The organism is Variovorax paradoxus (assembly GCF_024734665.1).
In the GTDB taxonomy this organism is placed as follows: domain Bacteria; phylum Pseudomonadota; class Gammaproteobacteria; order Burkholderiales; family Burkholderiaceae_C; genus Variovorax.
On record NZ_CP102931.1, the window covers coordinates 1783363 to 1805776 of the forward strand.

Consider the following 22414-nt stretch of genomic DNA (forward strand, 5'->3'; position numbering starts at 1 on the left):
GAAGGGGCCCGCTCAGTCGCGGAAGTTGTTGAACGTGAGCGGCATGTCCGGCACGTCCTTCTTGATCAGCGCCATGGCGGCTTGCAGATCGTCGCGCTTGGCGCCGGTGATGCGCACCGCGTCGCCCTGGATGGCGGCCTGCACCTTGAGCTTGCTGTCCTTGACGATGCGGGTGATCTTCTTGGCCTGCTCGCTTTCGATGCCGCTCTTGACCTTGATGACCTGCTTGACCTTGTCGCCGCCCATCTTCTGGACGTCGCCCTTGTCGAGGAAGCGCACGTCGACGCTGCGCTTGGTGAGCTTGCTGCGCAGGATGTCTTCCACCTGCACGAGCTGGAACTCGGCGTCGCCGATCATGGTGATCTCCTTGTCCTTGAGCTCGACGGCGGCGGCCGTACCCTTGAAATCGAAGCGCGTTCCGATTTCCTTGGCGGTGTTCTCGACCGCGTTCTTCACCTCGGGCAGGTTGGGCTCGCAGACGGTATCGAAGGACGGCATGGACTCTCTCCTGAATTCACTGGTGCTGGATGCGACAATTCTCCCATGATCGTGGAGTCCAACGTCCCGCTGCAGCCCTACAACAGCTTCGGCATCGTCGCGCGTGCGCAGCATCTGGCGCGCATTGCCAGCGAGGCCGACCTGGTTGCGCTGCGCGCCGATCCGGCATGGCGCGACGCGCCCCGGTTCGTGCTGGGCGGCGGCAGCAACATCGTGCTCACGGGCGACGTCAAGCCGCTGGTGCTGAAGATCGAGATCAAGGGTCTGCGGCTGGTGGAAGAAACCCCGCGTGCCTGGATCGTCGAGGCCGGTGCCGGCGAGATCTGGCACGACGCGGTGGAGTGGATGGTGCGCAGCGGCTATCCAGGGCTTGAAAACCTGGCCCTGATTCCGGGCACGGTGGGGGGGGCGCCGGTGCAGAACATCGGCGCCTACGGGGTCGAGCTGCAAGACCGCTTCGATTCGCTCGACGCCTTCGACCTGGAAACCGGCCGCAGCTTCACGCTCGACGCCGCCCAATGCGCCTTCGGCTACCGCGACTCGGTGTTCAAGCACGTGCGCAGCGGCCCGAACGACTTCGGCCTGGCGGGCAGGGCGGTGATCACCCGGGTGCGCTTTCGCCTGCCCAAGCCGTGGAAGGCCGTGGTCGGCTATCTCGACCTCGAGCGCAAGATGGAAGAAACCGGCAACTTCACGCCGAGCGCACAAGACGTCTTCGACTGGATCTGCGCGATTCGCCGCGCCAAGCTGCCCGACTGGCGCGTGCTGGGCAACGCTGGCAGCTTCTTCAAGAACCCGACCGTCACGCCCGAGCAATGCGCGGACATCATCGCGCGCGACCCCAAGATCGTTCACTACCCGATGGACGACGGCAGCATCAAGCTGGCAGCCGGCTGGCTTATCGACGCCTGCGGCTGGAAGGGCAAGTCGGTGGGCAATGCCGGCGTCTACGAGCGGCAGGCGCTGGTGCTGGTCAACCGCGGCGGCCGCGAGAACCCGGTGACCGGCGGCGAGGTGATGACCCTGGCCAAGGCCATCCAGACCAGCGTGTACGAGCGTTTCGGCATCCGGCTGGAGCCGGAGCCGGTGGTCGTCTGACGGCATGGATCTCGACTTCCTGCACCTGAATTTCCGCCGCCGCATCGGCGCGCTGCTATGGGCTCGGCGGGCGGTGCCGCTCATTGCGCTGCTCGCGTTGTTCCTGGGCTCGCGCCGCTGGGGTTCGGTGGTGGCCGTGATTGTGGTGGCGCTGCTGTTTTCGGCGGTGCTCAAGTTCCTCGAAACCAGTTTGCGGCGCCAGTTCATTCGCGAAGCGCGGCTGCCGCCATTCCTTGTCGGCAAGCTGTGCGAGGCGCATCCGCAGCTCAGTCGGCGCGACGCCGAACTGGTGCTGCGCGGCCTGCGCCAGTTCTTCATGGCGCACCTGCGCAGCGGGCGCAAGTTCGTGGCGATGCCTTCGAAGGTGGTCGACACGGCCTGGCACGAGTTCATCCTGCATACGCAGGGCTACCAGAACTGGTGCAAGGCGGCCTTCGGCGGCATGCTGCATCACAGCCCGGCCGAGGTGCTGGGACGTGATCCCAAGCGCAACGACGGGCTGCGCCGCACCTGGTACTGGGCCTGCAAGGAAGAAAGCATCGATCCGCGCAAGCCGGCGCGCCTGCCGCTGCTGTTTGCGCTGGACGTCAAGTTCGCGATCGACGGCGGCTTTCACTATGTGCCCGACTGCCGGGCGGTCGAGCGATACATTGGCTCGGACGCCCAGTGCGGTACCAGCTTCGGGGAATCGTCTTCGTCGGATGGTGGCAGCGCAGGCGATGCCGGCGGGTTCGGCGGTAGCGAGTCGTCGAGCAGCAGTGGCGGTGACGGCGGCTCCGGCGATGGTGGCGGCTCGTCCGACGGCGGTGGTGGGTGTGGCGGCGGTTGCGGTGGAGGCGGCGGGGACTGACCCTCGCAGCGCACCAATGAAAAACGGGCCCCGAGGGGCCCGTTGTCGTTTCTGCCTCGCTGAAGGAGGCAGAGAGCTGCGATCAGCTCGCGTCGCCGTCGTTGGCCAGCTTTGGCAGCGAAGCGCCCTCTCCCGACGACAGCAGGCCGACCCGGGTGTAGATCGCCAGCTTCTCGCGCGTGTCGACGATGTCGAGGTTGCGCATCGTGAGTTGGCCGATGCGGTCCAGCGGCGTGAACGCGCCCTCGACCTTTTCCATGCTCAGGCGCTCGGGCTTGTACGTCAGGTTGGCCGATTCGGTATTCAGGATCGAGTAGTCGTTGCCGCGGCGCAGCTCGACCGTCACTTCGCCAGTGATGGCGCGCGCCACCCAGCGTTGAGCCGTTTCGCGCAGCATGATGGCCTGAGGGTCGAACCAGCGGCCCTGGTACAGCAGGCGGCCGAGGCGGCGGCCGTTGTCGCGGTACTGCTCGATGGTGTCTTCGTTGTGGATGCCGGTGACGAGACGCTCGTAGGCGATGAACAGCAGTGCAAGGCCCGGAGCCTCGTAGATGCCGCGGCTCTTGGCCTCGATGATGCGGTTTTCGATCTGGTCGCTCATGCCCAGGCCATGGCGGCCGCCGATGCGGTTGGCTTCGAGGATCAGGTCGACCAGGTTGGCGTAGCGAACGCCGTTCAGCGCAACGGGCACGCCTTCTTCGAAGCGCACCGAGACGGTTTCGCGCTTGACTTCGACTTCGTCCTTCCAGAAGGCCACGCCCATGATGGGCTGCACGATCTGGATGCCGCTGTTCAGGTGCTCGAGGTCTTTGGCCTCGTGCGTGGCGCCGAGCATGTTCGAGTCGGTCGAGTAGGCCTTCTCGGCCGACATCTTGTAGGCGAAGCCGGCCTTCTGCATGAATGCCGACATTTCGGCGCGGCCGCCCAGCTCGTCGATGAAGACCTGGTCGAGCCAAGGCTTGTAGATCTTGAGGTTGGGGTTGGTCAGCAGGCCGTAGCGGTAGAAGCGCTCGATGTCGTTGCCCTTGTAGGTGCTGCCGTCGCCCCAGATGTGGACGTCGTCTTCCTTCATGGCCGACACCAGCATCGTGCCGGTAACGGCGCGGCCCAGCGGCGTGGTGTTGAAGTAGGTGACGCCGGCGGTGGTCACGTGGAAGGCGCCGGCCTGCAGGGCGGCGATGCCTTCGTTGGCCAGCTGCACGCGGCAGTCGATCAGGCGGGCGTTTTCGGCGCCGTAGAGCATCGCCTTGCGCGGGATCTCGTCGTAGTCGGGCTCGTCGGGCTGGCCGAGGTTGGCGGTGTAGGCGTAGGGAATGGCGCCCTTGTTGCGCATCCAGTGGAGCGCCGCGCTGGTGTCCAGGCCGCCCGAGAAGGCAATGCCGACCTTCTGGCCGGCGGGAACGTTTTGGAGGATGGTCGACATGTCAGGGAGGTCCGGTTAGCGGTTCGCGGTTCAGCCGAAATGGCAGATGTAGCTGTAGGGCTCGCCGCTCACGCGGATCTGGAAGCTGGAGTTGCCCGGCACGCTGAACTTCTGCCCGGGGCCCGAGGCCACCCATTCGCTGGTGCCCGACAGCAGGTATTCGCAGCTGCCGGCGGTGCCTTCCATGATCTCGGGGGCGCCGGTGTTGAAGGTGAGGGTGGCCGGCAGGATCACGCCGACCGATTTCTTCGTGCCGTCCGCGAGCGTGAGGCTGTGGCTCACGCATTTGCCGTCGAAGTACACATTGGCCTTGGTGGCCACTGCGGCGCTGTTCAGAGTGTCGGTAGTCGTCGTCATTGGGTGGCGCCGGCGCCTGGGCGGTCGGCAAATCGAGGACGCACCGCACCGGCGGCGCACCCGTCAAGGGTTGGAAAAGTCCTCGATTTTAGGGGCTCGGGCGGCATGGGCCGCCGGCCGGTGACTCAGCGGTGCCAGCCGCGGTATCCGCCACCCCAGCCGCGATAACCGCCGCGGTAGTAGCCGCCACCCCAGCCGCGCGAATAGCCGAGGTTCAGCGAGATGCCGACTGGGGGATAGACGTAAGGATAGGCATAGGGATACGGATAGGCCGGCTGCACGTAGACCGGATCGGCATACACCGGCGCCGGCTGGTAGACCGGGGCAGGCGCGTTGGAGACCACCACGCCCGGCTCGGGCACCACGTTGTCCCAGGGGGAGCCGCCGGACTGCGGGTAGTAATTGCCGCTGTTGGCCTCGACCGGATAGGTCTGCACCTGCGACTGCGGCGCCACCGGCGAGGTCGTCACGCCATAGCCGCTGGCCTGGATCGGAATGGTCGCGCCGGGCCGGCTGTTCATGCGGGTGGTGTACTGGCGCCCGTTGTATTCGTACGTGACGTTGTAGTTCACGTCGCTGCCGGTCGTTTCGCGGATCGGTGTGGCGGAAATCACCCGGGCCTGGACCACCTGGTTCTGCTGGGCGTGCACGAGGCCGGTGCCTGCAGCCAGCGTGCCGGCCACCGAAATGCCGGCAAGGGTGCGAAAAACGTGTTTGTTCATGGTGTGTTTCTCCTGCAGATCGCGGTTTGACGCAGGGCCACAGGTCGGGTTCCGGGGTTTACACGGCGTTGACAGCCCAGGATTCGGCGTCGAATCCCGTCGTAACGGGCTTTTTGGGGCCCCAGTTGACCACCGGCCGCTTGATCAGGCTGGGGTTGGCCAGCAGCACGGCGCGGGCCGAGCCGGCGTCGACCACGCCTTCGCGGGTTGCGTCGTCCAGCTTGCGCCAGGTGGTGCCCTTGCGGTTGACCAGGGCCTCCCAGCCGGGCTTCTTCAGCCACTGGTCGAGCTCGGCTTCGGGCACGCCCTGTTTCTTGAAGTCGTGGAAGGTGTACTCCACGCCGTGTTCGTCGAGCCAGGCGCGGGCGCGCTTGACGGTGTCGCAGTTCGGAATGCCGTATAGGGTTGTCATGGCCGCGATGATGCCCCGAGCGGCGGGTCGGCGACAATGCCGGGCTCCATGGAAACCCTTAACGACTGGCTCGCGCGCGCCGAGCAACTCCATCCCAAGAACATCGAACTCGGACTCGAGCGCGCCAAAGAGATGGCGCAGCGCCTCGGCCTGCGCTTTGGCTGCCCCGTCATCACGGTGGCAGGCACCAACGGCAAGGGCTCGACCTGCGCCATGCTCGAATCGATCCTCACGCACGCGGGCTACCGCACGGCGGTGTTCACCTCGCCGCACCTGGTGCGCTTCGAGGAGCGGCTGCGACTCAAGGGCGAAGCTGTCGATGCTTCCAAACTGATAGCAAGCTTCGAAGTGGTGGAAAAGGCGCGCGGCGACATGTCCCTGACCTACTTCGAGTTCACCACGCTCGGCATCCTGCATTGCATGATCGAGGAAAAGCCCGACGTAGCGATCCTCGAAGTCGGCCTGGGCGGGCGGCTGGACGCGGTCAACATCATCGACACCGATTGCGCGGTCATCACCAGCATCGACCTCGACCACATGGAATACCTCGGGCCCGACCGCGAAAGCATCGGCTTCGAGAAGGCCGGCATCCTGCGCCCGGGCAAGCCCGCCATCGTGAGCGACCCGATGCCCCCGCAGAGCGTGATCGACCATGCCAACGCCATCGGCGCCGACCTCTGGCGCTTCGGGACTGACTTCAACGTGTCGGGCGACAAGCAGCAGTGGGGTTGGTCGGGCCGCGGGCGGCGCTACAGCGGGCTGGCCTATCCGGCACTGCGCGGGGCCAACCAGCTCATCAATGCGGCCGGCGTGCTTGCGGCGCTCGAAGCGCTGCGCCCGCAACTGCCGATCACGGCGCAGGCCGTGCGCAACGGGCTCGCGATGGTCGAGTTGCCGGGGCGCTTCCAGATCGTGCCGGGCGAACCGGCGCTGGTGCTCGACGTGGCGCACAACGCCCATGCCGTGGCCGCGCTGGCCGAGAACCTCGATGCGATGGGCTTCTACCCCACTACGCATGGCGTGTTCGGCGTGATGGCCGACAAGGATCTCGCTCCGATCCTGGCGCGCATCGGGCCGCTGATCGACCGCTGGTACTTCACCGACCTGCCCACCCCGCGCGCCGCCAAGGCGGCCGAACTGCTGGCCAGCTGGCAGGCGCAGAACACGCGCACCGATGCCTCGGGCAGCGTGTACGCGGGCCCGATGGAGGCGTTGCGCGCAGCCATCGAGCAGGCGGGGCCCGCTGATAGAATCGTGGTCTTCGGATCGTTCTTCACCGTGGGTGGCGTGCTCGAAAACGGCACCCCCCGGCTGCAAGCCAAACACCTGCTGCCAGGCGGCTGATCGTCGGGCTGTCCACACCATCTGGCACCACCTCGCTGCACTCCTTCAGGGATCGAACTTCATGGCGTTTTTCAAGTTCCGCACGCGCGGCCCACAAGGCAACGAAGGACGCAGCGCCCCGGCCGCTGTCCCCGCGGAAAGTGTCGAAACCATGCGTCGGCGTGCGCGCCACCGGCTGCTCGGCGCAGCGGTGCTGGTGCTGCTCGGTGTGATCGGTTTTCCGCTGTTGTTCGATACGCAGCCGCGGCCCGTGTCGGTCGACATTCCCATCGAGATTCCCGATCGCAACAAGGTCAAGCCGCTGCCCGTGCCCGCCACGCCGGCACCTGCCACGAGCACCGCGCCGGCCGCGCCCGACAACAGCAGCTCGCGCGTGGCCTCGGCATCGCCCTCGTCCGGCGGCATGATCACCGAGACCGCCGACGGCACGGTGATCGACTCCGGCAAGCCCGTGCCCAGCACGCCGCCCGTCGCGGCCGCCGAGCCCAAGCCTGAACCGAAGCCCAAGCCCGAGCCCAAACCGGAGCCGAAGCCCGAACACAAGCCGGAAGCCAAACCAGAGCCCAAGCCGAAGCCCGAAGCCAAGCCGGACCCCAAGCCTGAAGCCAAGCCCAAGCCGGCTGCCTCTGATGATGGTGCCCGCGCCCGTGCGCTGCTCGAAGGCAAGCCCGTCACCACTGCCGCCAAGCCCGCCGCTGCCGATGAGGGTGGCCGCTTCGTGGTGCAGGTCGGCGCTTTCGCCGATGCCGACAAGGCGCGCGAAGTGCGCCAGAAGCTCGAAAAAGCCGGCCTCAAGACCTATGTGCACGTGGCGAAGACTGCCGATGGCGAGCGCACGCGTGTGCGTGTCGGCCCCTTCAGTTCACGTGCCGAGGCCGACCGCGCGGCGGAGAAGGTCAAGGGCTTGTCTTTGTCGGCCGCGATCCTCACGTTGTAAGAGCCGTCGCCAGCTGTTGCCGTGGCCTTGCTCGACTGGATCGCCGTCGCGCTCATCGGGGTGTCGATGCTGTTCGGCCTGATGCGCGGGCTGGTGTTCGAAGTGATTTCGCTGATCGGCTGGGTGGCAGCTTTCATTGCAGCCCAGTGGCTGGCTTCTGGTGTGGCGGCATGGCTGCCGTTCGGCGATCCGCAGGGGGCGTGGCGCTATCCGCTGGCCTTCGTGCTGGTGTTCGTGGCGGTGGTGTTCGGCGTGGGCCTGGTGGCCGCGCTCACGCGCAAGTTGATCACGGTCGTGGGTCTGCGGCCGGTGGACCGGATTTTGGGAGCAGCGTTCGGAGCGGCGCGGGGTGCGGTGGCCCTGCTCGTGCTGGCCGTCGTTGTTCATTTGCTGGTGTTGAGCGACAGTGTCTGGTGGCACGAATCGCGCAGCGCCATTGTTCTCGATGCGGCATTGCAGGGCCTCAAACCCTCGCTGCCTGAAAAGTTGGCAAGCTACCTGCCCTGAGAGGAATCGTTCATGTGTGGAATCGTCGGCGTTGTCAGCAGCGCACCCGTCAATCAGCTGCTCTATGACGCGCTGCTGCTCCTGCAGCATCGCGGCCAGGATGCCGCTGGCATCGTGACCTTGCTTGAACGCAAGTTCTTCATGCACAAGGCCAAGGGCATGGTCCGCGACGTGTTCCGCACGCGCAACATGCGTGCGCTGCCGGGCAATGTGGGCCTGGGCCAGGTGCGCTACCCGACCGCCGGCAATGCGTACAGCGAGGAAGAGGCCCAGCCCTTCTACGTGAACGCGCCGTTCGGCATCGTGCTCGTGCACAACGGCAACCTGACCAACGCGCATGCGCTGCGTTCGGAGCTGTTCTCCACCGACCACCGCCACACCAACACCGAGAGCGACTCCGAAGTGCTGCTCAACGTGCTGGCGCACGAACTGGAGCGCTCCTCGCGCGGCGTGCCGCTGCATCCGGCCGAAGTGTTCGCCGCGGTCAAGAACATGCACAAGCGCCTGCGCGGCTCGTACGCCGTGGTATCGCTGATTGCCGGCCACGGCCTGCTTGCTTTCCGCGACCCGTACGGCATTCGCCCGCTGTGCATGGGCCGCAGCGCCGACGGCACCGTGATGGTGGCGAGCGAATCGGTCGCGCTGGAAGGCTCGGGCCATGTGTTCGAGCGCAACATCAACCCCGGCGAGGCCGTGTTCATCGACCTCGAGGGCAACGTGCATTCGATGCAGTGCGCCGAAGCGCCGACGCTGAACCCCTGCATCTTCGAATTCGTGTACCTCGCGCGTCCGGACTCGGTGCTCGACGGCATCTCGGTCTACCAGGCGCGCCTGAACCTCGGCGAGACGCTGGCCAAGCGCGTGGTGTCGACCGTGCCGCCGAACCAGATCGACGTGATCATCCCGATTCCCGAGTCGAGCCGCCCGAGCGCCACGCAGCTCGCGCACCTGCTGGGCGTGCCATACCGCGAAGGCTTCGTGAAGAACCGCTACGTCGGCCGCACCTTCATCATGCCGGGGCAGGGCGTGCGCAAGAAGTCGGTGCGCCAGAAGCTCAACGTGATCGCCAGCGAGTTCAAGGGCCGCAACGTGCTGCTGGTCGACGACTCGATCGTGCGCGGCACCACCAGCCGCGAGATCGTGCAGATGGCACGCGATGCCGGCGCCCGCAAGGTCTACCTGGCCAGCGCCGCGCCGCCGGTGCGCTACCCCAACGTCTACGGCATCGACATGCCGACCAAGGACGAGCTGGTGGCGCACGACCGCACCGTCGAAGAAATCCGCGAACTGATCGGTTGCGACGCGCTGATCTACCAGGACGTCGACGCCATGAAGCGCGCCATCGGCTCGCTCAACACCAAGCTCGACGGCTTCGACGCCTCGTGCTTCGACGGCGTCTACGTGACCGGCGACATCGACACCGACGCCATCTCGCGCATGAACGGCAACCGTCCCCGCGTCGAGGAGACCGAAGAAGATTCTTCGCGTCTCGCGCTCCCCAACCACAGCGAGTGAGAGCCCAAGAAGTGACCGACGAACGAACCCTGCCGCCCGGACTGCATCGCGACACGCTCGCGCTGCGCACCGGGCTGGCGCCGAGCCAGCACGGCGAGCACTCCGAGGCGCTGTTCCTGACGAGCGGCTTCGTGCAGCCCGATGCCGAAACCTCGGCGCGCCGCTTTGCGGGCACCGAAGCGGGCTTCACCTATTCGCGCACGTCCAACCCGACGGTGGCGAGCTTCGAGCAGCGCCTTGCGGCGCTCGAAGGCACCGAGGCCGCCATCGGCGCATCGACGGGCATGGGCGCGATCCTCATGATGTGCATGGGCCTGCTGAAGGCCGGCGATCATGTGATCTGCTCGCGCTCGGTGTTCGGCTCCACGCTGAACCTGTTCGGCAAGGAGTTCGCCAAGTTCGGTGTGGAAACCACTTTCGTCTCGCAGACCGACGTGGCGGAATGGCGTGCTGCGCTGAAGCCCAACACGAAGTTGCTGTTCGCCGAAACCCCGACGAATCCGCTGACCGAGGTGTGCGACATCCGTGCGCTCGCCGATCTGGCACACGGCGCGGGCGCGCTGCTGACCGTGGACAACTGCTTCTGCACGCCGGTGCTGCAGCGCCCCGCCGAACTGGGCGCCGATCTCATCATCCATTCGGGCACCAAGTACCTCGACGGCCAGGGCCGAGTGATGGCTGGCGCGATCTGCGGGCCATCGAAGCTCATCGTCGACGTGTTCGGCCCCGTGGTGCGCACTGCCGGCATGGCGCTGTCGCCGTTCAATGCGTGGGTCGTGCTCAAGGGCATGGAAACGCTGGGCATCCGCATGCAGGCGCAGTGCGCGAACGCGCTGGCCGTTGCGAAATGGCTCGAAGCGCAGCCGGGCATCGCACGCGTCTATTACCCGGGGCTCGCCTCGCATCCGCAGCACGAACTGGCGATGCGCCAGCAGGCGGGGCAGGGCGGGGCGGTCGTGTCCTTCGACGTGGTCGGCAACGACCCCGAGACGGCGCGCGCCAATGCCTTCCACGTGATCAACAGCACGCGCGTGGTCAGCATCGCGACCAACCTCGGCGACACCAAGACCATCATCACGCACCCCGGCACGACCTCGCACGGACGCCTCACCGAAGTGCAGCGCCAGGCCGCAGGCATCAGCCAGGGGCTGATCCGCCTCGCGGTCGGCCTGGAGTACATCGACGACATCACGGCCGACCTGCAACGCGGCCTGAGCACCCTGACAACCTGATTGATTCATGACCGGCAAAGTTCGCACCCGCATCGCTCCGTCTCCCACCGGCTTTCTTCACCTGGGCACGGCTCGCACTGCGCTCTATTCGTGGGCCTATGCGCGCCACCACGGCGGCGAGTTCGTGCTGCGCATCGAAGACACCGACGTGGCCCGCTCCACGCAGGACTCGACCGACCAGATCCTCGCGTCGATGCATTGGCTCGGCCTCGACTACGACGAAGGCCCGATCTACCAGATGCAGCGCCTGGAGCGGTATCGCGAAGTGATCGCGCAGATGCTTGCGGCCGGCACGGCCTACCACTGCTACTGCACGCCGGCCGAACTCGACGAGATGCGCGAGGCGCAACGCGCGCGCGGTGAAAAGACGCTGTACGACCGCCGTTGGCGTCCCGAGCCGGGCAAGGTGCTGCCGCCCGTGCCCGAAGGCGTGCCGCCGGTGGTGCGCTTCTGCAATCCGCCTGAAGGCGACGTGACGTGGAACGACCTCGTCAAGGGCGAGATCACCATCAACAACCGCGAGATCGACGACCTCATCATCCTGCGGCCTGACGGTGTGCCCACCTACAACTTCGCGGTGGTGGTCGACGACTGGGACATGAACATCACGCACGTGTTCCGCGGCGACGAGCACATCAACAACACGCCGTGGCAGATCAACATCTTCCGCGCGCTCGGCGCACCGCTGCCCGATTTCGGCCATGTGCCCGTGATCCTCGGCGACGACGGGCAGAAGCTGTCGAAGCGCCGCGGCGCCGTGAGCGTCACTGCCTACGAAGACAACGGCTACCTGCCCGAAGCGATGCTCAACTACCTCGCGCGCCTCGGCTGGAGCCACGGCGACGACGAGCTCTTCACGCGCGAACAGATGGTGAGCTGGTTCGACGGTTCGCACCTCTCGAAGAGCCCCGCGCAGTGGGATGCGGCCAAGCTCGCGTGGGTCAACGCGCAGTACATCAAGGCGAAGAGTGGTGACGAACTCGCGCCGCTTGTTGCAGCACAGTTGCAAAAGCGTGGCATCGTGGCCGACGAGCGTTTGCCCGTGATCTGCGCGTTGTTCAAGGACCGTTGCGAGACCACAGTGGCGCTGGCCGACTGGGCTGCGGCGTTCTATGCGGACATCAACGTGAGCGATGCCGATCGCGCGCAGCACATCACTGATGCAGTGAAGCCTGCGATCGCAACGCTCGCAGAAAAATTGACGACGGCTGCCTGGGATAAGGCCTCGATCGCAGTTATCATCAAAGAAGTTCTCGCGACACATGCATTGAAAATGCCGGTGTTAGCGATGCCAGTACGAGTGCTTGTGATGGGAACATCGCAGACACCGTCCCTCGATTCAGTGCTCGAAATTTTTTCCCGCGAAAAAGTTATCGAGCGATTGAAAAAGGCCTGAAAAATCGGGCTATAATTCGAGGCTCGACACCCACACGGGGGTATAGCTCAGCTGGGAGAGCGCTTGCATGGCATGCAAGAGGTCATCGGTTCGATCCCGTTTACCTCCACCATCAAAGTGTCGAGAAGATATGAAGTGCTGATCGCAGCACGTCCAAGGTTTTGACCCTATCGTCTAGAGGCCTAGGACACCACCCTTTCACGGTGGCTACCGGGGTTCGAATCCCCGTAGGGTCGCCAGTTTTACTTCGGTAAAGCAGGCACAAGTGGCAACACTTGGCTCCGTCAAACGAGCGAACGTTGTCTACCAGGAGTGGTAGTTCAGTTGGTTAGAATACCGGCCTGTCACGCCGGGGGTCGCGGGTTCGAGTCCCGTCCACTCCGCCAGTCAGAAGCCCTTGCAGCTCAATGAGTTGCAAGGGCTTTTCACTTTCTGACGCCCCCACGCAATCACCTCATCCTGCTGTTTTGGGCTGTGTCACGCCTGCGAGTTGCTGCTCGTTCGACAGCAGGAAGTCGATGAAGGCGCGCACGCGGCGCGGCATCGCCCGGCTTGCGGGATAGAGCAGTGACGCGAGCTTCGGCGCGGGCTCGAAGTCTTGCAGCAATCTTTCGAGCCGGCCGTTGGCGAGGTGCTCGCCCACAACGAACATCGGCAGATGCGCGATGCCCAACCCGGCCACCGCCATCGCTGCGAGGTGGTGCATGTCGTCCGACCGCACTGCGGCTCGTGGCTCGATCTGCAGCGGGCCTTCCGGTGTCTTGAAGTTCCACGGATCCTCGCGACCATCTGGCCGCGTGTAGGCCATGCATCGATGCTCGACGAGTTCTTCGGGTCGTGATGGCCGCGACATCTCCCTGAAGCAGGCAGGTGCCGCGACGGTGACGAACTGACCGTATCCGAGTGGCCGCGCCACGAGGCTCGAGTCGGGCAGGGCGCCCACCGTGATCGCGACATCCAGCCCCAGGTCGAAGACGTCTGACAGCCGCATCGTCGACACGATCTCGATGCGCAGCTTCGGATGCCGCGCGAGCAGTGCTGGCAGCAGCGGCGCCACGAGAAACGTTCCGAAGAGCGGCGGCAACCCCACGCGCACGGTGCCCGCTACCGCACGCGTGCCCGCGCCAGCTTCTTCCGCAGCTTCGGCCAGCAGGTCGAAGGCCCTTGCACAACGCTCGTGAAACGCCATGCCTTCCTCGGTCAGATGCAAGGCCCGCGTCGTGCGCGCCAGCAACTGCACGCCGAGATCGCTTTCGAGCCGGCCAATGGCCTTGCTCACGGCCGATGGCGTCATCGCATGAAGTGCCGCCGCGGCGGTGAAGCTGCCCGCATCGGCCACGGTCACGAACACGCGTGCATCGGCCTCCGAGATTGGCAACTCGTGAGTCCGGCTCATCAATCTTGTGCCCTCAACCCGCTTTTTCATGAAGCCCCTCGCGGCCACCATTCGTGGCGTGCACATCGATAACGTCAACACACAACCCGTCTGACCACCAACAGGAGCCGATCATGAAACTCTTCTACAGCCCCGGTGCTTCTTCATTGTCCCCGCACATCGTGCTGCGCGAGGCTGGACTGACCGCGGAGATGGTCCGCGTCGACCTCGAGACCAAGACGCTGCCCGCCACCGGCCAGAGCTATCTGCCGATCAACCCCATGGGCAAGGTGCCTGCGCTCGAACTCGACGATGGCGCGGTGCTCACGGAAGGCCTTGCCGTGCTGCAGTACCTCGCCGATCTCGCACCGGTTTCGCGGCTTGCGCCGGCTGCCGGCACCATGGCCCGCTATCGCCTGGTCGAGGCCCTGAGCTTCGTGGCCACCGAACTGCACAAGGGCTTTGCACCGATGTTCGATCCCGACGTGCCGGCTAGCTACAAGCACAGCCTGATCACGGACACCCGCGCTTTCGATCGCATCGCATCGTTGGTGCAGCCGGGGCCGTACGTCCTCGGCGAACACTTCACCGTCGCGGATGCGTATCTCTATCCGATCTTGCGCCTTGGCCGTCATGCAGGCCTCGATTTTTCCCGCTGGCCGGCGATCGTCAGCTATATGGAATTGACCGCGAAACGCCCCGCCGTGCGCGCCGCGATGCAGGTCGAAGGCCTGATCGAAGACTGATCGACGAAGGCCTGAAGCGACCGCGTTACATCCGGGCTCTCGCAGTCGAATAAACTCCGCCCCGCTTGCAGCTTGTATTCGTGCTGCGCCGCCATAGGCAACATGGCGAAATCAAACCTAATAGGAACTCAGTTGAACCGCATCGAACTCGTCGAAAAAATCGTCACCGCCCACAACGTCAGCAAGGCAGAAGCCGCGCGCATTCTCGAGACCGTTACCGGCTCGATCGTCGCAGCAGTGAAGAAGGGTGACCCCGTCCAGATCGTCGGCTTCGGCACTTTCAAGCAAGTGGCGCGCGCCGCACGCTCGGGCTTCAATCCCAGCGCAGGCACCAAGATCAAGATCGCCGCACAGAAGGTGCCGAAGTTCGTGCCGGGCGCTGCCTTCAAGGCCGCCGTGGACCCGAAGGCCGCCAAGCGCAAGGCCGACAGCAAGGCAGTGGCTGCCAAGCCCGCAGCAGCGAAGAAGGCCGCAGCACCCGCCAAGAAGGCCGTGGCTGCCAAGAAGAAGTAAGAAGCTGCATATGCAGAAATAAGAACGGCCCCTCGGGGCCGTTTTTTATTTGGGGGCGCATTCATGCACCGCTTCAGTCGGGTTCGATCACGCCCTCGCTCAGATAGCGCTGGTACTCGGCAATGGGAATCGCCGTCGTCTGCGTGCTGCCGCCATCGCCCCAGCTCAGCACGGCGCTGTCAGGCGCCAGTTGGACCTCGATCGGCCCTTGGGGAATGAGGATCAGGGGGCCGTCGCCGGCCCGGTATTCGACATTTCCTGTGACTTTCGCGTTCGCTGCCATGGTTTCGTTCCTCGGGATGTTGGGGAATGCGGGGGCGGGCCTCAAGCGTATCGGATATGGCGGCTCGTGGGGTATCGCGCTGCGGCGATGCGTGTAGGTGAACGTCCATCGGACGCGCCCGTCACACCGGCGTAACGCGCGGCGTGGCACGCTCGCGCCTCGAATGATGAAGCGTTTCAGAATTCTTGTTGCTGTGTCGGTGGCTTGTCTGGCGATCCTGGCGGCAGCCGTCGTGTGGCGACTGGCTGCCGGCAGCGACGCGCAAGCCCGTGCGGCCGATGCAACCCCGTCGCTCGAAATCCGCTGGCACGGCGGCGGCATCGTGCTGCAGGGCGCGGTGCAGGACGTTGCTACGCAGCACGCGCTCGCGGAGGGCGCAGCCGTGCGCCTGGGCGGCGAGAGCGACCAGGTGACCGACTGGCTCGACATCACGCCCGCGGCACTGCCGGTGGCCGATGCCGCGTCGCTCGCCCGGCTCATCCTCCTTGGGCAGGAAGGCTGGCACCTGCAGCGGCGGCCGACAGAAGGCTGGCTCGCCGTGCAGTCGCTGACCGACGAGCGCAGCGTGCAGGCAAAGGCACTGCTGCAGGCCGCCTTCGGCCCCGGCGTTGCGATGCGCCTCGTGCTCCTGCCCTGAGCGGGCGATCTCCTTGCGGGCTCAAGGGGCCTTCACGGCACCGTCATGTGCGGTCCCCAGCATCCGCTGCATTCAAAACAGAGGAGAGAGGTTCCCATGCATCCATCGTTCAAGCGCCTTGCCGTTGCCGGCGTGGTGGCCGCCACCCTGACTGCCTGCGGCGGCAGCGACAACTCAAACAATTTCATTCCTTTCGTGCCACCGCCCGCGGCAACCAACCCGCCGCCGGCGTCGCCCGCCGTGCCCGGCACCATGGATGTGAAGCTCATCGCCTTCAACGACCTGCACGGCAACCTCGAGCCGCCGAAGCTGTCGATCAGCGCGCCCGCCAAGGGCGGCGGCACAGTGCCGGTGCCTGCCGGCGGCGCAGCCTACCTTGCCTCGGCCATCGCTTCGCTGAAGGCCAGGAACCCGAACAACGCGGTGGTATCGGCCGGCGACATGATCGGTGCCTCGCCGCTGGTCTCGGCGCTGTTCCTCGACGAGTCGACCATCGAAGCCGTGAACGCGATGAAGATCGACTTCAACGCAGTCGGCAACCACGAGTTCGACAAGGGCCAGACCGAACTGCTGCGCATGAAGAACGGCGGCTGCGCGAAGAACACCGCGCTGGAGCCCTGCCGCGTCAACAAGAGCTTCCCGGGCGCCAACTTCGGCTTTCTCGCGGCCAACACCGTGAAGGGCGACGGCAACACGCTGTTCCCCGCCACCGGCATGAAGACTTTCACGAAGGACGGCGCCACCGTGAAGGTGGCGTTCATCGGCATGACGCTGAAGGGCACGCCGAACATCGTGACGCCCGCCGGTGTCGCGGGCCTGACTTTCAAGGACGAGGCAGACACCGCCAACGCGCTGATTCCGCAGTTGAAGGCACAGGGCGCGGACGCCATCGTCGTCGTCATCCACGAAGGCGGCACCACCACCGTGGGCTACAACGACAAGAGCTGCGCCGGCCTGAGCGGCGACATCCTGCCGATCCTCAACAAGCTCGACACCTCGGTCGACATCGTGATCTCGGGCCACACGCACCGCTCGTACGTGTGCGACTACGCCAAGACCAACCCGGCCAAGCCCTTCCTGCTGACCAGTGCCGGCCAGTACGGCACGCTGTTGACCGACATCAACCTCACCATCGACACCCGCACGCGCAAGGTGACGGCCAAGGCGGCCGACAACGTGATCGTGCAGGGCGAGGCCTACACCAGCGGTTCCACCACCGTCGCGCTGACCGATCAGTACCCGACCTTCGACAAGAACCAGGAAGTGGCTGCGCTCATCAACCAGTACCTCACCATCGCCGGACCGCTGGTGCAGCGCGTGGTGGGCTCGCTCACCGCGACGGCCACGCGCACGCAGACCGCGTCGAAGGAAAGCGTGCTGGGCAACCTGATCGCCGACGCACAGCTGACAGCGACCAGCCCGGCCGGCAAGGGCGCCGCGCAGATCGCCTTCATGAACCCGGGCGGCGTGCGCGCCGACCTCGCGCCCGCCGGCGACGGCAGCGTGACTTACGGCCAGATCTTCGCTGTGCAGCCCTTCGGCAACAGCCTGGTGGTGAAGACCATGACTGGCGCGCAGATCAAGGCATTGCTGGAGCAGCAGTTCAACAGCGGCTCCAACACCACGACCTCGCCGAAGGTTCTGCTGCCGTCCGCCGGGTTCTCCTACACCTACAACCTCCAGGTGGCCGCCGGCTCGCGCATCACCAACATGTCGCTCAATGGCACTGCAATGGCCGACGGCACCAGCTACCGCGTGACGATGAACAGCTTTCTGGCTACCGGCGGTGACAACTTCACTGTCTTCAACCAGGGCACGGACACGCTCGGCGGCGACCAGGACGTGGATGCCCTGGAGGCCTACATCAAGGCGAACAGCCCGCTGGCACCGCCGGCGACAGGCCGCATTACGGTTCTGCCTTGAGCGGGTGATGACTGAGGGGGCGGGCCGCGTTCGGCCGGCCCGCCTGCCGGGATGACCAGCGCGCCAGCCACCAGCAACTGAGCATCGCCTGCAGAACGGCGATGCCCAACAAGAACCCGAAGCTCGGCCCGAGGGCATAGAACAGGCCCAGCCCGAGCAGTGTCTGTGCGAGCCAGTTCGTCAGCGCCATGCGCCCCATGGGCGCGAGCTTGCGCAACCAGTGCCGCCAGCGGGTCTGCTGGAACAGCAGCACGAAGGCGGCCATGCAGAACAGGCCGAGCGCGATTTGGTGCAGCAGGCGCATCACCCCGACCCCCGCGCCGCGGGAGTCCCACAACATCAGTGGCGCGGTCGCGGCCAGGCTGACGACGAGCGCTACCTTCAACAGGCGAACCCAGAGCCGCCGGTGGGCGACAGACTCCTGCAGCATGCGTCGAAAGAGCAGGCGTATGGCGTTGGGCTTCTCCCCAGGCCGCACCGCCTGCATCGCGAAGCCCAGGCCGAAGAGCAGGGCGAGCAGCGCGATCGACGTCACGATGAATTCGAGCAGTGAAGAACTGCGCAGATTGAACAGCGGCATGCCGAACAGCGCGAAGCCGCGCAGCGAGTCCAGCAGTTCAAGGCGGCGGGTGCTACCGGCGCCTGGGCAGCGCTGCGGCCTTGCAAGGTCGAATGTCATGGGGGTGCGCAAAGTGGGGTCGCTGCGATGCTATGAATCAGCATTGCACGAACATTGCGTTTGGGCCGCCTCCGGGCCGCCTCCGGGCCGGCCCCGGGCGCACCACCGTTCGCCGATGCCGTGACCTTGCGTAGGCCGATGTCTCCAACCCGATTTGCGCCGGTTTGGCGGTCTTAGCATGAGCAAATCTGCTGTCGAAGGCAGAGATTTCTTCGCCGACTCATGTTCTTTGCAAAGGATTTCGTCATGAAAACCATGAACTTCCGCATACTGGCGCTTTCATCCGCCGTGGCGGCGTGCAGCCTGGCCTTTGTCGGGTGCACCACCACGCGACCGCAGGATCAGTCCAGCAGCGCGTCTTCGCGCACTTCCATCGACGCCCAGGTCGATGCCTCGCTGTCCAAGCTGTACGACTCCGTGAGAGGCTCACGCGAGCTGGTCGCCAAATCGAGCGGCGTGCTGGTGTTTCCCGCGGTGATGGGGGCCAGCTTGGGCGTGGGCGCCGAATACGGCCGGGGCGCCTTGCGCGTGAACGGTCGCACGCAGTCCTACTACAGCACCACTGCCGGGTCGGTGGGCTTCCAGGCGGGTGCTCAGTCGAAGGCCGTGATCTATCTGTTCACTACGCAGGCGGCGCTGGACAAGTTCCGCAACAGCAAGGGCTGGACGGCGGGCGCCGATGCCACGGTGGCGCTCGCGACCATCGGAGCCAACGGCAGCATCGACACAAACACGCTGCGCCAGCCCGTGGTGGGCTTCGTGATGACGAACGTGGGGCTGGAAGCCGGCGTCTCGCTGTCGGGAGCGAAGATCAGCGAAATCCAGCCGTAGCAGGCTGCTGAGCTCAGTGGCCGAGCCGGGCCTGCAGCTCGGCCACTTGTTTGCGCAGGGCCTCGTTCTCGGCTGTGAGTTCGGCCACGCGCTGCTCCAGCGCCTGCACTGCGTCTGGCTTGGCCTGTTGCTGTTCGTCGTCCGAATGCGCTTCGGCGGACTCCTCACGCGGCTTCTTCTTCGACTCGCGCACGCGCTTGGCCGCCTGCTTGAGTTCGTCCTTGCCGGCGTTCGCGGCCGAGACCTGCTCTTCGGCCGGCAACGTGGCCACGGCAGCCGCGGTGTTGATCGAAATCACGCCCGACTTCACGGCTGCCACCAGTTCCGGCGCGGCCTGCTTCTGGATCTTTTCGATCATCCCGACCTGGCTGCTGCTCAGGCGTGCGGCCTTGGCGATGGCTTCGCGGCTGCTCAACGGAGCGGGCGGCGGCAGGGTGGGGGCTGCTGACGCACTGTCGTCCGGCGAGCCGTCGGCGGGGGGATCGACGTCGAACGGGGCGTCGGACGCCGAGGCTGGCTCAGCAGCGACGCGGCTGCGCTGCTTGTCGACGATGTCTTTCTTCCGCAACGCCAGCACGCCGCGCAGGAAATCCGAAATGCTGCGCCGGCCCAGATGCTGGTCGATCATCCAGAGGTGCACGTCCTCGATGGTCTTGAAGCGCGTGTTCTGCACCGTCTTGAATGGCAGGTCGTGTTTCTGGCAGATGCCATAGCGGTTGTGGCCGTCCACCAGCACGTCGCCCCATAGCACCAGGGCGTCGCGGCAGCCCTCGGCCAGGATGCTCCGCTCCAGCGCCTCGTGTTCCTCCGGCGTCATGGGGTCGATATAGGCTTTGAGTTCTTCGTTGACGACGATGTTCATGAGGGGCGGGAAGCGGAACGGGGCAAAGGGGCGGAATTTTAGATGCGCCCGGCCGACGGCTTTCGAGACGTCGTCCGGGTGTCTCTGTTTGGTGCATCCAAACGTCTATAGAGGTAAGGACACAGTCGCAAATTCGCGCTGTCATCCTTTTGTAAATATTAATGATTCTTATTTAAATATGTGGCCGGAGAGCTGCAGCCACGCCAATGCGCCCGACGCGCGCCGTTTCGAATTTCGACGCCTGGCCCCAATCTGGAGTTGTTCAAAAATGCTGTCACTCACGTCCGAATCTTCTCTGGGAGATGTTTTCGTCGCCAACCGGGCCCAGCTTCTGCACGTGGCCCGCAGGATCGTCCGCACCACGGACCTTGCCGATGACGTCGTGCAAGACGCCTATCTCCGCATTGCCGACGGCGCCTGCGACCGCAAGGTCGACAAGCCCATGGGCTATTGCTGCCAAGTGGTGCGCAACCTCGCACTCGACCACTGCCGCCGCCAGTCCCTCGAGGCCACCTACCGCACCTTCGACGTGGACGTCGAGACGCTGGATGTCCCGGGACCAGCGTCGCCGGACCGCGTGATGCGCGACCGGCAGGTCGTCGGCCTGATCGAGAAGGCGCTGTCGGCGCTGTCCCCGAGGACGCGCGTGGCCTTCCAGCTCTACCGTCTCGAAGGCCTCACGCAGCGCGACATCGCGGCGCAGATGGGCTGCGCGCTCGGGCTCGTGAACCGCCTGATCGCCGAGGCGGACGAGGCCATTGGGGCGATGCGCCACCTGATCAAGGATTGACGCAGAGAAGCTCTCGTGCCGCTTCGTGTAAGGTAAAACCGTACACGCATGGCACAAGAGCAAGACGACGACCTCATCTGGCGCACCGCATGGGACTGGGTGCGGCGCGAGCACGACCGCGAGAATTTCGGCGAAGGCTCGCGTGTCGAAATGGTGGCATGGCTTCTTGCCGACCCTGCCCACCGCAAGGCCTACGACAAGGCCGCCCGCCTCTGGCTGCTCACGGGTCTGGTGCCACCCACCATCGACGTCGATGCGTGGAAGAAAAACCAGAACCGGGCATCCCCCGAAGACGCAGCACCCAGCGACGACGACGCCTGATCGTCGCCAGCGCGCCGCCTGGCCGCCCCCCGCACCGGGGTGAACAGATTCGGTCCCGAATCGTCATGTTGATCAGAAGCCCAGCAATCGGCCACTCACCGGCCCGCTTGCCTGCCTGCTTCCTCAATCAACCGCACAAGGACCGCCCATGTCTACCAGCTGCTTCGATCGCGAAGACGAAACCTTCATCGTCCTGGTCAACCAGGAAGACCAATACTCCATCTGGCCGCACTGGAAGGCCGTGCCCAGCGGCTGGAAGGCTGTCGACGGCGTAAAGGGCGACAAGAAGACCGCGCTCGATTTCGTCGAAAAGAACTGGACCGACATGCGCCCCAAGTCGCTGCGCGACTGGATGGCCGCGGAAGCTGCCGCAAGCTGATGGCCGGGCCGGCGAGGGTTTCGCTGCTGTGCCTGCCTTGCGCGGGCGCCAGCGCGACGATGTATTTGCGCTGGCGGCATCAGCTGCCGCACTGGATCGAGCTCCTGCCCGTCGAGCTGCCGGGCCGGGGCATGCGCATGGGCGAGCGCTTCGTCGAAACCTGCGATGCCCAGGTCGCGCGGATCTGCGCCGAGAAGGCGAACGCGATGCGCGGCAGCTTCGCGATCTTCGGGCACAGCATGGGCGCCTTGCTGGCCTACGGCGTCGTGCAGCGTCTGCGCGCGCTCGGCCGCCCGTTGCCGCTGGCACTTTTCGCTTCGGGCAGTTCCGCGCCGTCGCAGCGCGACCCGAACCGCCTCCCCGACACGCATGACGACGCCGCGCTGATCGCCGACCTGCGCAAGCAGGGCGGCACCCCCGAAGAAGTCTTTGCCAGCGCCGAGCTGATGCGCATCACCCTCGACACGCTGGGCGCGGACTACCGCGTGTGCCAGAGCTTCGAGTACACGGCCGATGCGCCTCTGCCCATGCCCCTGCATGTCTTCGCGGGCCGGCAGGACGACATCGACGCGGGGCGCATCGAGGCCTGGTCGACGCATGCCAGCGGCGCGTTCACGCTCGACTGGTTCGATGGCGGCCACTTCTTCATCCGTCAGCACGAGGCGGCTTTCCTGGCTGCACTGACGCGCCGTCTGGGGCAGGCCATGGCCGGCAGGCATCAAGGCTCATTGCATGGGCATCGACTTGACGCGGCATGAGTGAACGCAGCCGGCCCGGTGCCGGC

26 protein-coding genes and 3 tRNA genes are annotated in these 22414 nt (G+C 65.5%); 20 read left to right on the forward strand and 9 right to left on the reverse strand.

The window, feature by feature from the left end:
- Positions 1–12 precede the first annotated feature (12 nt).
- Entirely contained in the window at positions 13–498 is a 486-nt protein-coding gene (locus NWF24_RS08345; RefSeq protein WP_093051716.1) for a YajQ family cyclic di-GMP-binding protein, read from the reverse strand.
- Positions 499–543: 45 nt separating this feature from the next.
- On the opposite strand from NWF24_RS08345, the gene murB reads away from it, so the two are divergent.
- Positions 544–1596, forward strand: coding sequence for a UDP-N-acetylmuramate dehydrogenase (gene murB, locus NWF24_RS08350; protein WP_258353778.1), 1053 nt, complete (start codon positions 544–546; stop codon positions 1594–1596).
- A 4-nt stretch (positions 1597–1600) separates the two neighbouring features.
- Positions 1601–2446 carry a glycine-rich domain-containing protein gene (locus tag NWF24_RS08355; RefSeq protein WP_258353779.1) on the forward strand — a complete coding sequence of 282 codons (846 nt, stop codon included), beginning with the start codon at positions 1601–1603 and terminating at the stop codon, positions 2444–2446.
- An 82-nt stretch (positions 2447–2528) separates the two neighbouring features.
- Here NWF24_RS08355 and argG read toward each other — a convergent pair whose 3' ends face one another.
- The 4 genes from argG to NWF24_RS08375 form a co-directional block, all read right to left on the reverse strand.
- A complete protein-coding gene (gene argG, locus NWF24_RS08360; protein ID WP_093051703.1) occupies positions 2529–3869 on the reverse strand; it encodes an argininosuccinate synthase in 1341 nt (446 codons plus the stop codon).
- A gap of 30 nt (positions 3870–3899) precedes the next feature.
- On the reverse strand, positions 3900–4226 hold the full coding sequence (gene ppnP / locus NWF24_RS08365) for a pyrimidine/purine nucleoside phosphorylase (RefSeq protein WP_258353780.1): 327 nt from the start codon (positions 4224–4226) through the stop codon (positions 3900–3902).
- Between the two features lie 125 nt (positions 4227–4351).
- Positions 4352–4948, reverse strand: a complete 597-nt coding sequence (locus NWF24_RS08370; RefSeq protein ID WP_258353781.1) for a hypothetical protein — start codon at positions 4946–4948, stop codon at positions 4352–4354.
- Between the two features lie 58 nt (positions 4949–5006).
- Positions 5007–5360 (reverse strand): ArsC family reductase, encoded by a 354-nt coding sequence (locus NWF24_RS08375; protein WP_258353782.1) that lies wholly within the window; start codon positions 5358–5360, stop codon positions 5007–5009.
- Between the two features lie 36 nt (positions 5361–5396).
- Between NWF24_RS08375 and folC the strand changes: the two genes are divergently transcribed.
- From folC to NWF24_RS08420, 9 genes are all read left to right on the forward strand, one after another.
- Positions 5397–6704, forward strand: coding sequence for a bifunctional tetrahydrofolate synthase/dihydrofolate synthase (folC, locus tag NWF24_RS08380; protein WP_258353783.1), 1308 nt, complete (start codon positions 5397–5399; stop codon positions 6702–6704).
- A gap of 61 nt (positions 6705–6765) precedes the next feature.
- Entirely contained in the window at positions 6766–7641 is an 876-nt protein-coding gene (locus NWF24_RS08385) for an SPOR domain-containing protein (protein ID WP_258353784.1), read from the forward strand.
- 21 nt (positions 7642–7662) lie between these two features.
- Positions 7663–8148 carry a CvpA family protein gene (locus NWF24_RS08390; protein WP_130428900.1) on the forward strand — a complete coding sequence of 162 codons (486 nt, stop codon included), beginning with the start codon at positions 7663–7665 and terminating at the stop codon, positions 8146–8148.
- A 12-nt stretch (positions 8149–8160) separates the two neighbouring features.
- Positions 8161–9663, forward strand: a complete 1503-nt coding sequence (gene purF / locus NWF24_RS08395) for an amidophosphoribosyltransferase (RefSeq protein WP_258353785.1) — start codon at positions 8161–8163, stop codon at positions 9661–9663.
- 11 nt (positions 9664–9674) lie between these two features.
- On the forward strand, positions 9675–10895 hold the full coding sequence (locus NWF24_RS08400; RefSeq protein ID WP_258353786.1) for an O-succinylhomoserine sulfhydrylase: 1221 nt from the start codon (positions 9675–9677) through the stop codon (positions 10893–10895).
- A gap of 7 nt (positions 10896–10902) precedes the next feature.
- Complete coding sequence (gene gltX, locus NWF24_RS08405) at positions 10903–12291, forward strand: glutamate--tRNA ligase (RefSeq protein ID WP_258353787.1); 1389 nt, start codon at positions 10903–10905, stop codon at positions 12289–12291.
- A 36-nt stretch (positions 12292–12327) separates the two neighbouring features.
- Positions 12328–12403 (forward strand) — tRNA-Ala (locus NWF24_RS08410).
- Positions 12404–12454: 51 nt separating this feature from the next.
- Positions 12455–12530, forward strand: a tRNA-Glu gene (locus tag NWF24_RS08415).
- Positions 12531–12600: 70 nt separating this feature from the next.
- Positions 12601–12677 (forward strand) — tRNA-Asp (locus NWF24_RS08420).
- Positions 12678–12745: 68 nt separating this feature from the next.
- Here NWF24_RS08420 and NWF24_RS08425 read toward each other — a convergent pair.
- Positions 12746–13687, reverse strand: coding sequence for a LysR family transcriptional regulator (locus tag NWF24_RS08425; RefSeq protein WP_258353788.1), 942 nt, complete (start codon positions 13685–13687; stop codon positions 12746–12748).
- 113 nt (positions 13688–13800) lie between these two features.
- On the opposite strand from NWF24_RS08425, the gene gstA reads away from it, so the two are divergent.
- Both gstA and NWF24_RS08435 read left to right on the forward strand, forming a co-directional pair.
- Complete coding sequence (gstA, locus tag NWF24_RS08430) at positions 13801–14412, forward strand: glutathione transferase GstA (RefSeq protein WP_258353789.1); 612 nt, start codon at positions 13801–13803, stop codon at positions 14410–14412.
- A 132-nt stretch (positions 14413–14544) separates the two neighbouring features.
- Positions 14545–14925, forward strand: coding sequence for an HU family DNA-binding protein (locus tag NWF24_RS08435; protein WP_093051666.1), 381 nt, complete (start codon positions 14545–14547; stop codon positions 14923–14925).
- Positions 14926–14998: 73 nt separating this feature from the next.
- On the opposite strand, the gene NWF24_RS08440 is transcribed toward NWF24_RS08435, so the two are convergent.
- Complete coding sequence (locus NWF24_RS08440; protein WP_093051663.1) at positions 14999–15208, reverse strand: hypothetical protein; 210 nt, start codon at positions 15206–15208, stop codon at positions 14999–15001.
- A 166-nt stretch (positions 15209–15374) separates the two neighbouring features.
- Between NWF24_RS08440 and NWF24_RS08445 the strand changes: the two genes are divergently transcribed.
- The gene (locus tag NWF24_RS08445) at positions 15375–15845 is read left to right on the forward strand and encodes a hypothetical protein (protein WP_258353790.1); all 471 of its coding nucleotides are present in this window, start codon (positions 15375–15377) and stop codon (positions 15843–15845) included.
- Between the two features lie 96 nt (positions 15846–15941).
- Entirely contained in the window at positions 15942–17768 is a 1827-nt protein-coding gene (locus NWF24_RS08450; RefSeq protein ID WP_258353791.1) for a bifunctional metallophosphatase/5'-nucleotidase, read from the forward strand.
- On the opposite strand, the gene NWF24_RS08455 is transcribed toward NWF24_RS08450, so the two are convergent.
- Positions 17752–18447 carry a DUF418 domain-containing protein gene (locus NWF24_RS08455; protein ID WP_258353792.1) on the reverse strand — a complete coding sequence of 232 codons (696 nt, stop codon included), beginning with the start codon at positions 18445–18447 and terminating at the stop codon, positions 17752–17754. The genes NWF24_RS08450 and NWF24_RS08455 overlap by 17 nt on opposite strands.
- Before the next feature lie 246 nt (positions 18448–18693).
- On the opposite strand from NWF24_RS08455, the gene NWF24_RS08460 reads away from it, so the two are divergent.
- The gene (locus tag NWF24_RS08460; RefSeq protein WP_258353793.1) at positions 18694–19278 is read left to right on the forward strand and encodes a BPSL1445 family SYLF domain-containing lipoprotein; all 585 of its coding nucleotides are present in this window, start codon (positions 18694–18696) and stop codon (positions 19276–19278) included.
- A 13-nt stretch (positions 19279–19291) separates the two neighbouring features.
- Here NWF24_RS08460 and NWF24_RS08465 read toward each other — a convergent pair whose 3' ends face one another.
- Positions 19292–20140 carry a plasmid replication/partition related protein gene (locus NWF24_RS08465; protein WP_258353794.1) on the reverse strand — a complete coding sequence of 283 codons (849 nt, stop codon included), beginning with the start codon at positions 20138–20140 and terminating at the stop codon, positions 19292–19294.
- A 268-nt stretch (positions 20141–20408) separates the two neighbouring features.
- Here NWF24_RS08465 and NWF24_RS08470 point away from each other — a divergent pair, with 268 nt between their 5' ends.
- The 4 genes from NWF24_RS08470 (at position 20409) to NWF24_RS08485 (ending at position 22388) form a co-directional block, all read left to right on the forward strand.
- Positions 20409–20930: a sigma-70 family RNA polymerase sigma factor gene (locus tag NWF24_RS08470; RefSeq protein ID WP_258353795.1), complete on the forward strand. Its 522-nt coding sequence runs from the start codon at positions 20409–20411 to the stop codon at positions 20928–20930.
- Between the two features lie 48 nt (positions 20931–20978).
- A complete protein-coding gene (locus NWF24_RS08475; protein ID WP_258353796.1) occupies positions 20979–21251 on the forward strand; it encodes a DUF4880 domain-containing protein in 273 nt (90 codons plus the stop codon).
- A 148-nt stretch (positions 21252–21399) separates the two neighbouring features.
- Positions 21400–21630 (forward strand): MbtH family protein, encoded by a 231-nt coding sequence (locus NWF24_RS08480; RefSeq protein WP_093051643.1) that lies wholly within the window; start codon positions 21400–21402, stop codon positions 21628–21630.
- On the forward strand, positions 21630–22388 hold the full coding sequence (locus NWF24_RS08485) for a thioesterase II family protein (RefSeq protein ID WP_258353797.1): 759 nt from the start codon (positions 21630–21632) through the stop codon (positions 22386–22388). Before NWF24_RS08480 ends, NWF24_RS08485 begins: the two co-directional genes overlap by 1 nt.
- Positions 22389–22414 lie beyond the last annotated feature (26 nt).

What these genes read in the sequence shown, in the direction of transcription:
- NWF24_RS08345 (WP_093051716.1), bottom strand. Translation starts at nt 498, where the DNA reads ATGCCGTCCTTCGATACCGTCTGCGAGCCCAACCTGCCCGAGGTGAAG.
- murB (WP_258353778.1), top strand. Translation starts at nt 544, where the DNA reads ATGATCGTGGAGTCCAACGTCCCGCTGCAGCCCTACAACAGCTTCGGC.
- NWF24_RS08355 (WP_258353779.1), top strand. Translation starts at nt 1,601, where the DNA reads ATGGATCTCGACTTCCTGCACCTGAATTTCCGCCGCCGCATCGGCGCG.
- argG (WP_093051703.1), bottom strand. Translation starts at nt 3,869, where the DNA reads ATGTCGACCATCCTCCAAAACGTTCCCGCCGGCCAGAAGGTCGGCATT.
- ppnP (WP_258353780.1), bottom strand. Translation starts at nt 4,226, where the DNA reads ATGACGACGACTACCGACACTCTGAACAGCGCCGCAGTGGCCACCAAG.
- NWF24_RS08370 (WP_258353781.1), bottom strand. Translation starts at nt 4,948, where the DNA reads ATGAACAAACACGTTTTTCGCACCCTTGCCGGCATTTCGGTGGCCGGC.
- NWF24_RS08375 (WP_258353782.1), bottom strand. Translation starts at nt 5,360, where the DNA reads ATGACAACCCTATACGGCATTCCGAACTGCGACACCGTCAAGCGCGCC.
- folC (WP_258353783.1), top strand. Translation starts at nt 5,397, where the DNA reads ATGCCGGGCTCCATGGAAACCCTTAACGACTGGCTCGCGCGCGCCGAG.
- NWF24_RS08385 (WP_258353784.1), top strand. Translation starts at nt 6,766, where the DNA reads ATGGCGTTTTTCAAGTTCCGCACGCGCGGCCCACAAGGCAACGAAGGA.
- purF (WP_258353785.1), top strand. Translation starts at nt 8,161, where the DNA reads ATGTGTGGAATCGTCGGCGTTGTCAGCAGCGCACCCGTCAATCAGCTG.
- gltX (WP_258353787.1), top strand. Translation starts at nt 10,903, where the DNA reads ATGACCGGCAAAGTTCGCACCCGCATCGCTCCGTCTCCCACCGGCTTT.
- NWF24_RS08425 (WP_258353788.1), bottom strand. Translation starts at nt 13,687, where the DNA reads ATGAGCCGGACTCACGAGTTGCCAATCTCGGAGGCCGATGCACGCGTG.
- gstA (WP_258353789.1), top strand. Translation starts at nt 13,801, where the DNA reads ATGAAACTCTTCTACAGCCCCGGTGCTTCTTCATTGTCCCCGCACATC.
- NWF24_RS08440 (WP_093051663.1), bottom strand. Translation starts at nt 15,208, where the DNA reads ATGGCAGCGAACGCGAAAGTCACAGGAAATGTCGAATACCGGGCCGGC.
- NWF24_RS08445 (WP_258353790.1), top strand. Translation starts at nt 15,375, where the DNA reads ATGAAGCGTTTCAGAATTCTTGTTGCTGTGTCGGTGGCTTGTCTGGCG.
- NWF24_RS08450 (WP_258353791.1), top strand. Translation starts at nt 15,942, where the DNA reads ATGCATCCATCGTTCAAGCGCCTTGCCGTTGCCGGCGTGGTGGCCGCC.
- NWF24_RS08455 (WP_258353792.1), bottom strand. Translation starts at nt 18,447, where the DNA reads ATGACATTCGACCTTGCAAGGCCGCAGCGCTGCCCAGGCGCCGGTAGC.
- NWF24_RS08460 (WP_258353793.1), top strand. Translation starts at nt 18,694, where the DNA reads ATGAAAACCATGAACTTCCGCATACTGGCGCTTTCATCCGCCGTGGCG.
- NWF24_RS08465 (WP_258353794.1), bottom strand. Translation starts at nt 20,140, where the DNA reads ATGAACATCGTCGTCAACGAAGAACTCAAAGCCTATATCGACCCCATG.
- NWF24_RS08470 (WP_258353795.1), top strand. Translation starts at nt 20,409, where the DNA reads ATGCTGTCACTCACGTCCGAATCTTCTCTGGGAGATGTTTTCGTCGCC.
- NWF24_RS08475 (WP_258353796.1), top strand. Translation starts at nt 20,979, where the DNA reads ATGGCACAAGAGCAAGACGACGACCTCATCTGGCGCACCGCATGGGAC.
- NWF24_RS08480 (WP_093051643.1), top strand. Translation starts at nt 21,400, where the DNA reads ATGTCTACCAGCTGCTTCGATCGCGAAGACGAAACCTTCATCGTCCTG.
- NWF24_RS08485 (WP_258353797.1), top strand. Translation starts at nt 21,630, where the DNA reads ATGGCCGGGCCGGCGAGGGTTTCGCTGCTGTGCCTGCCTTGCGCGGGC.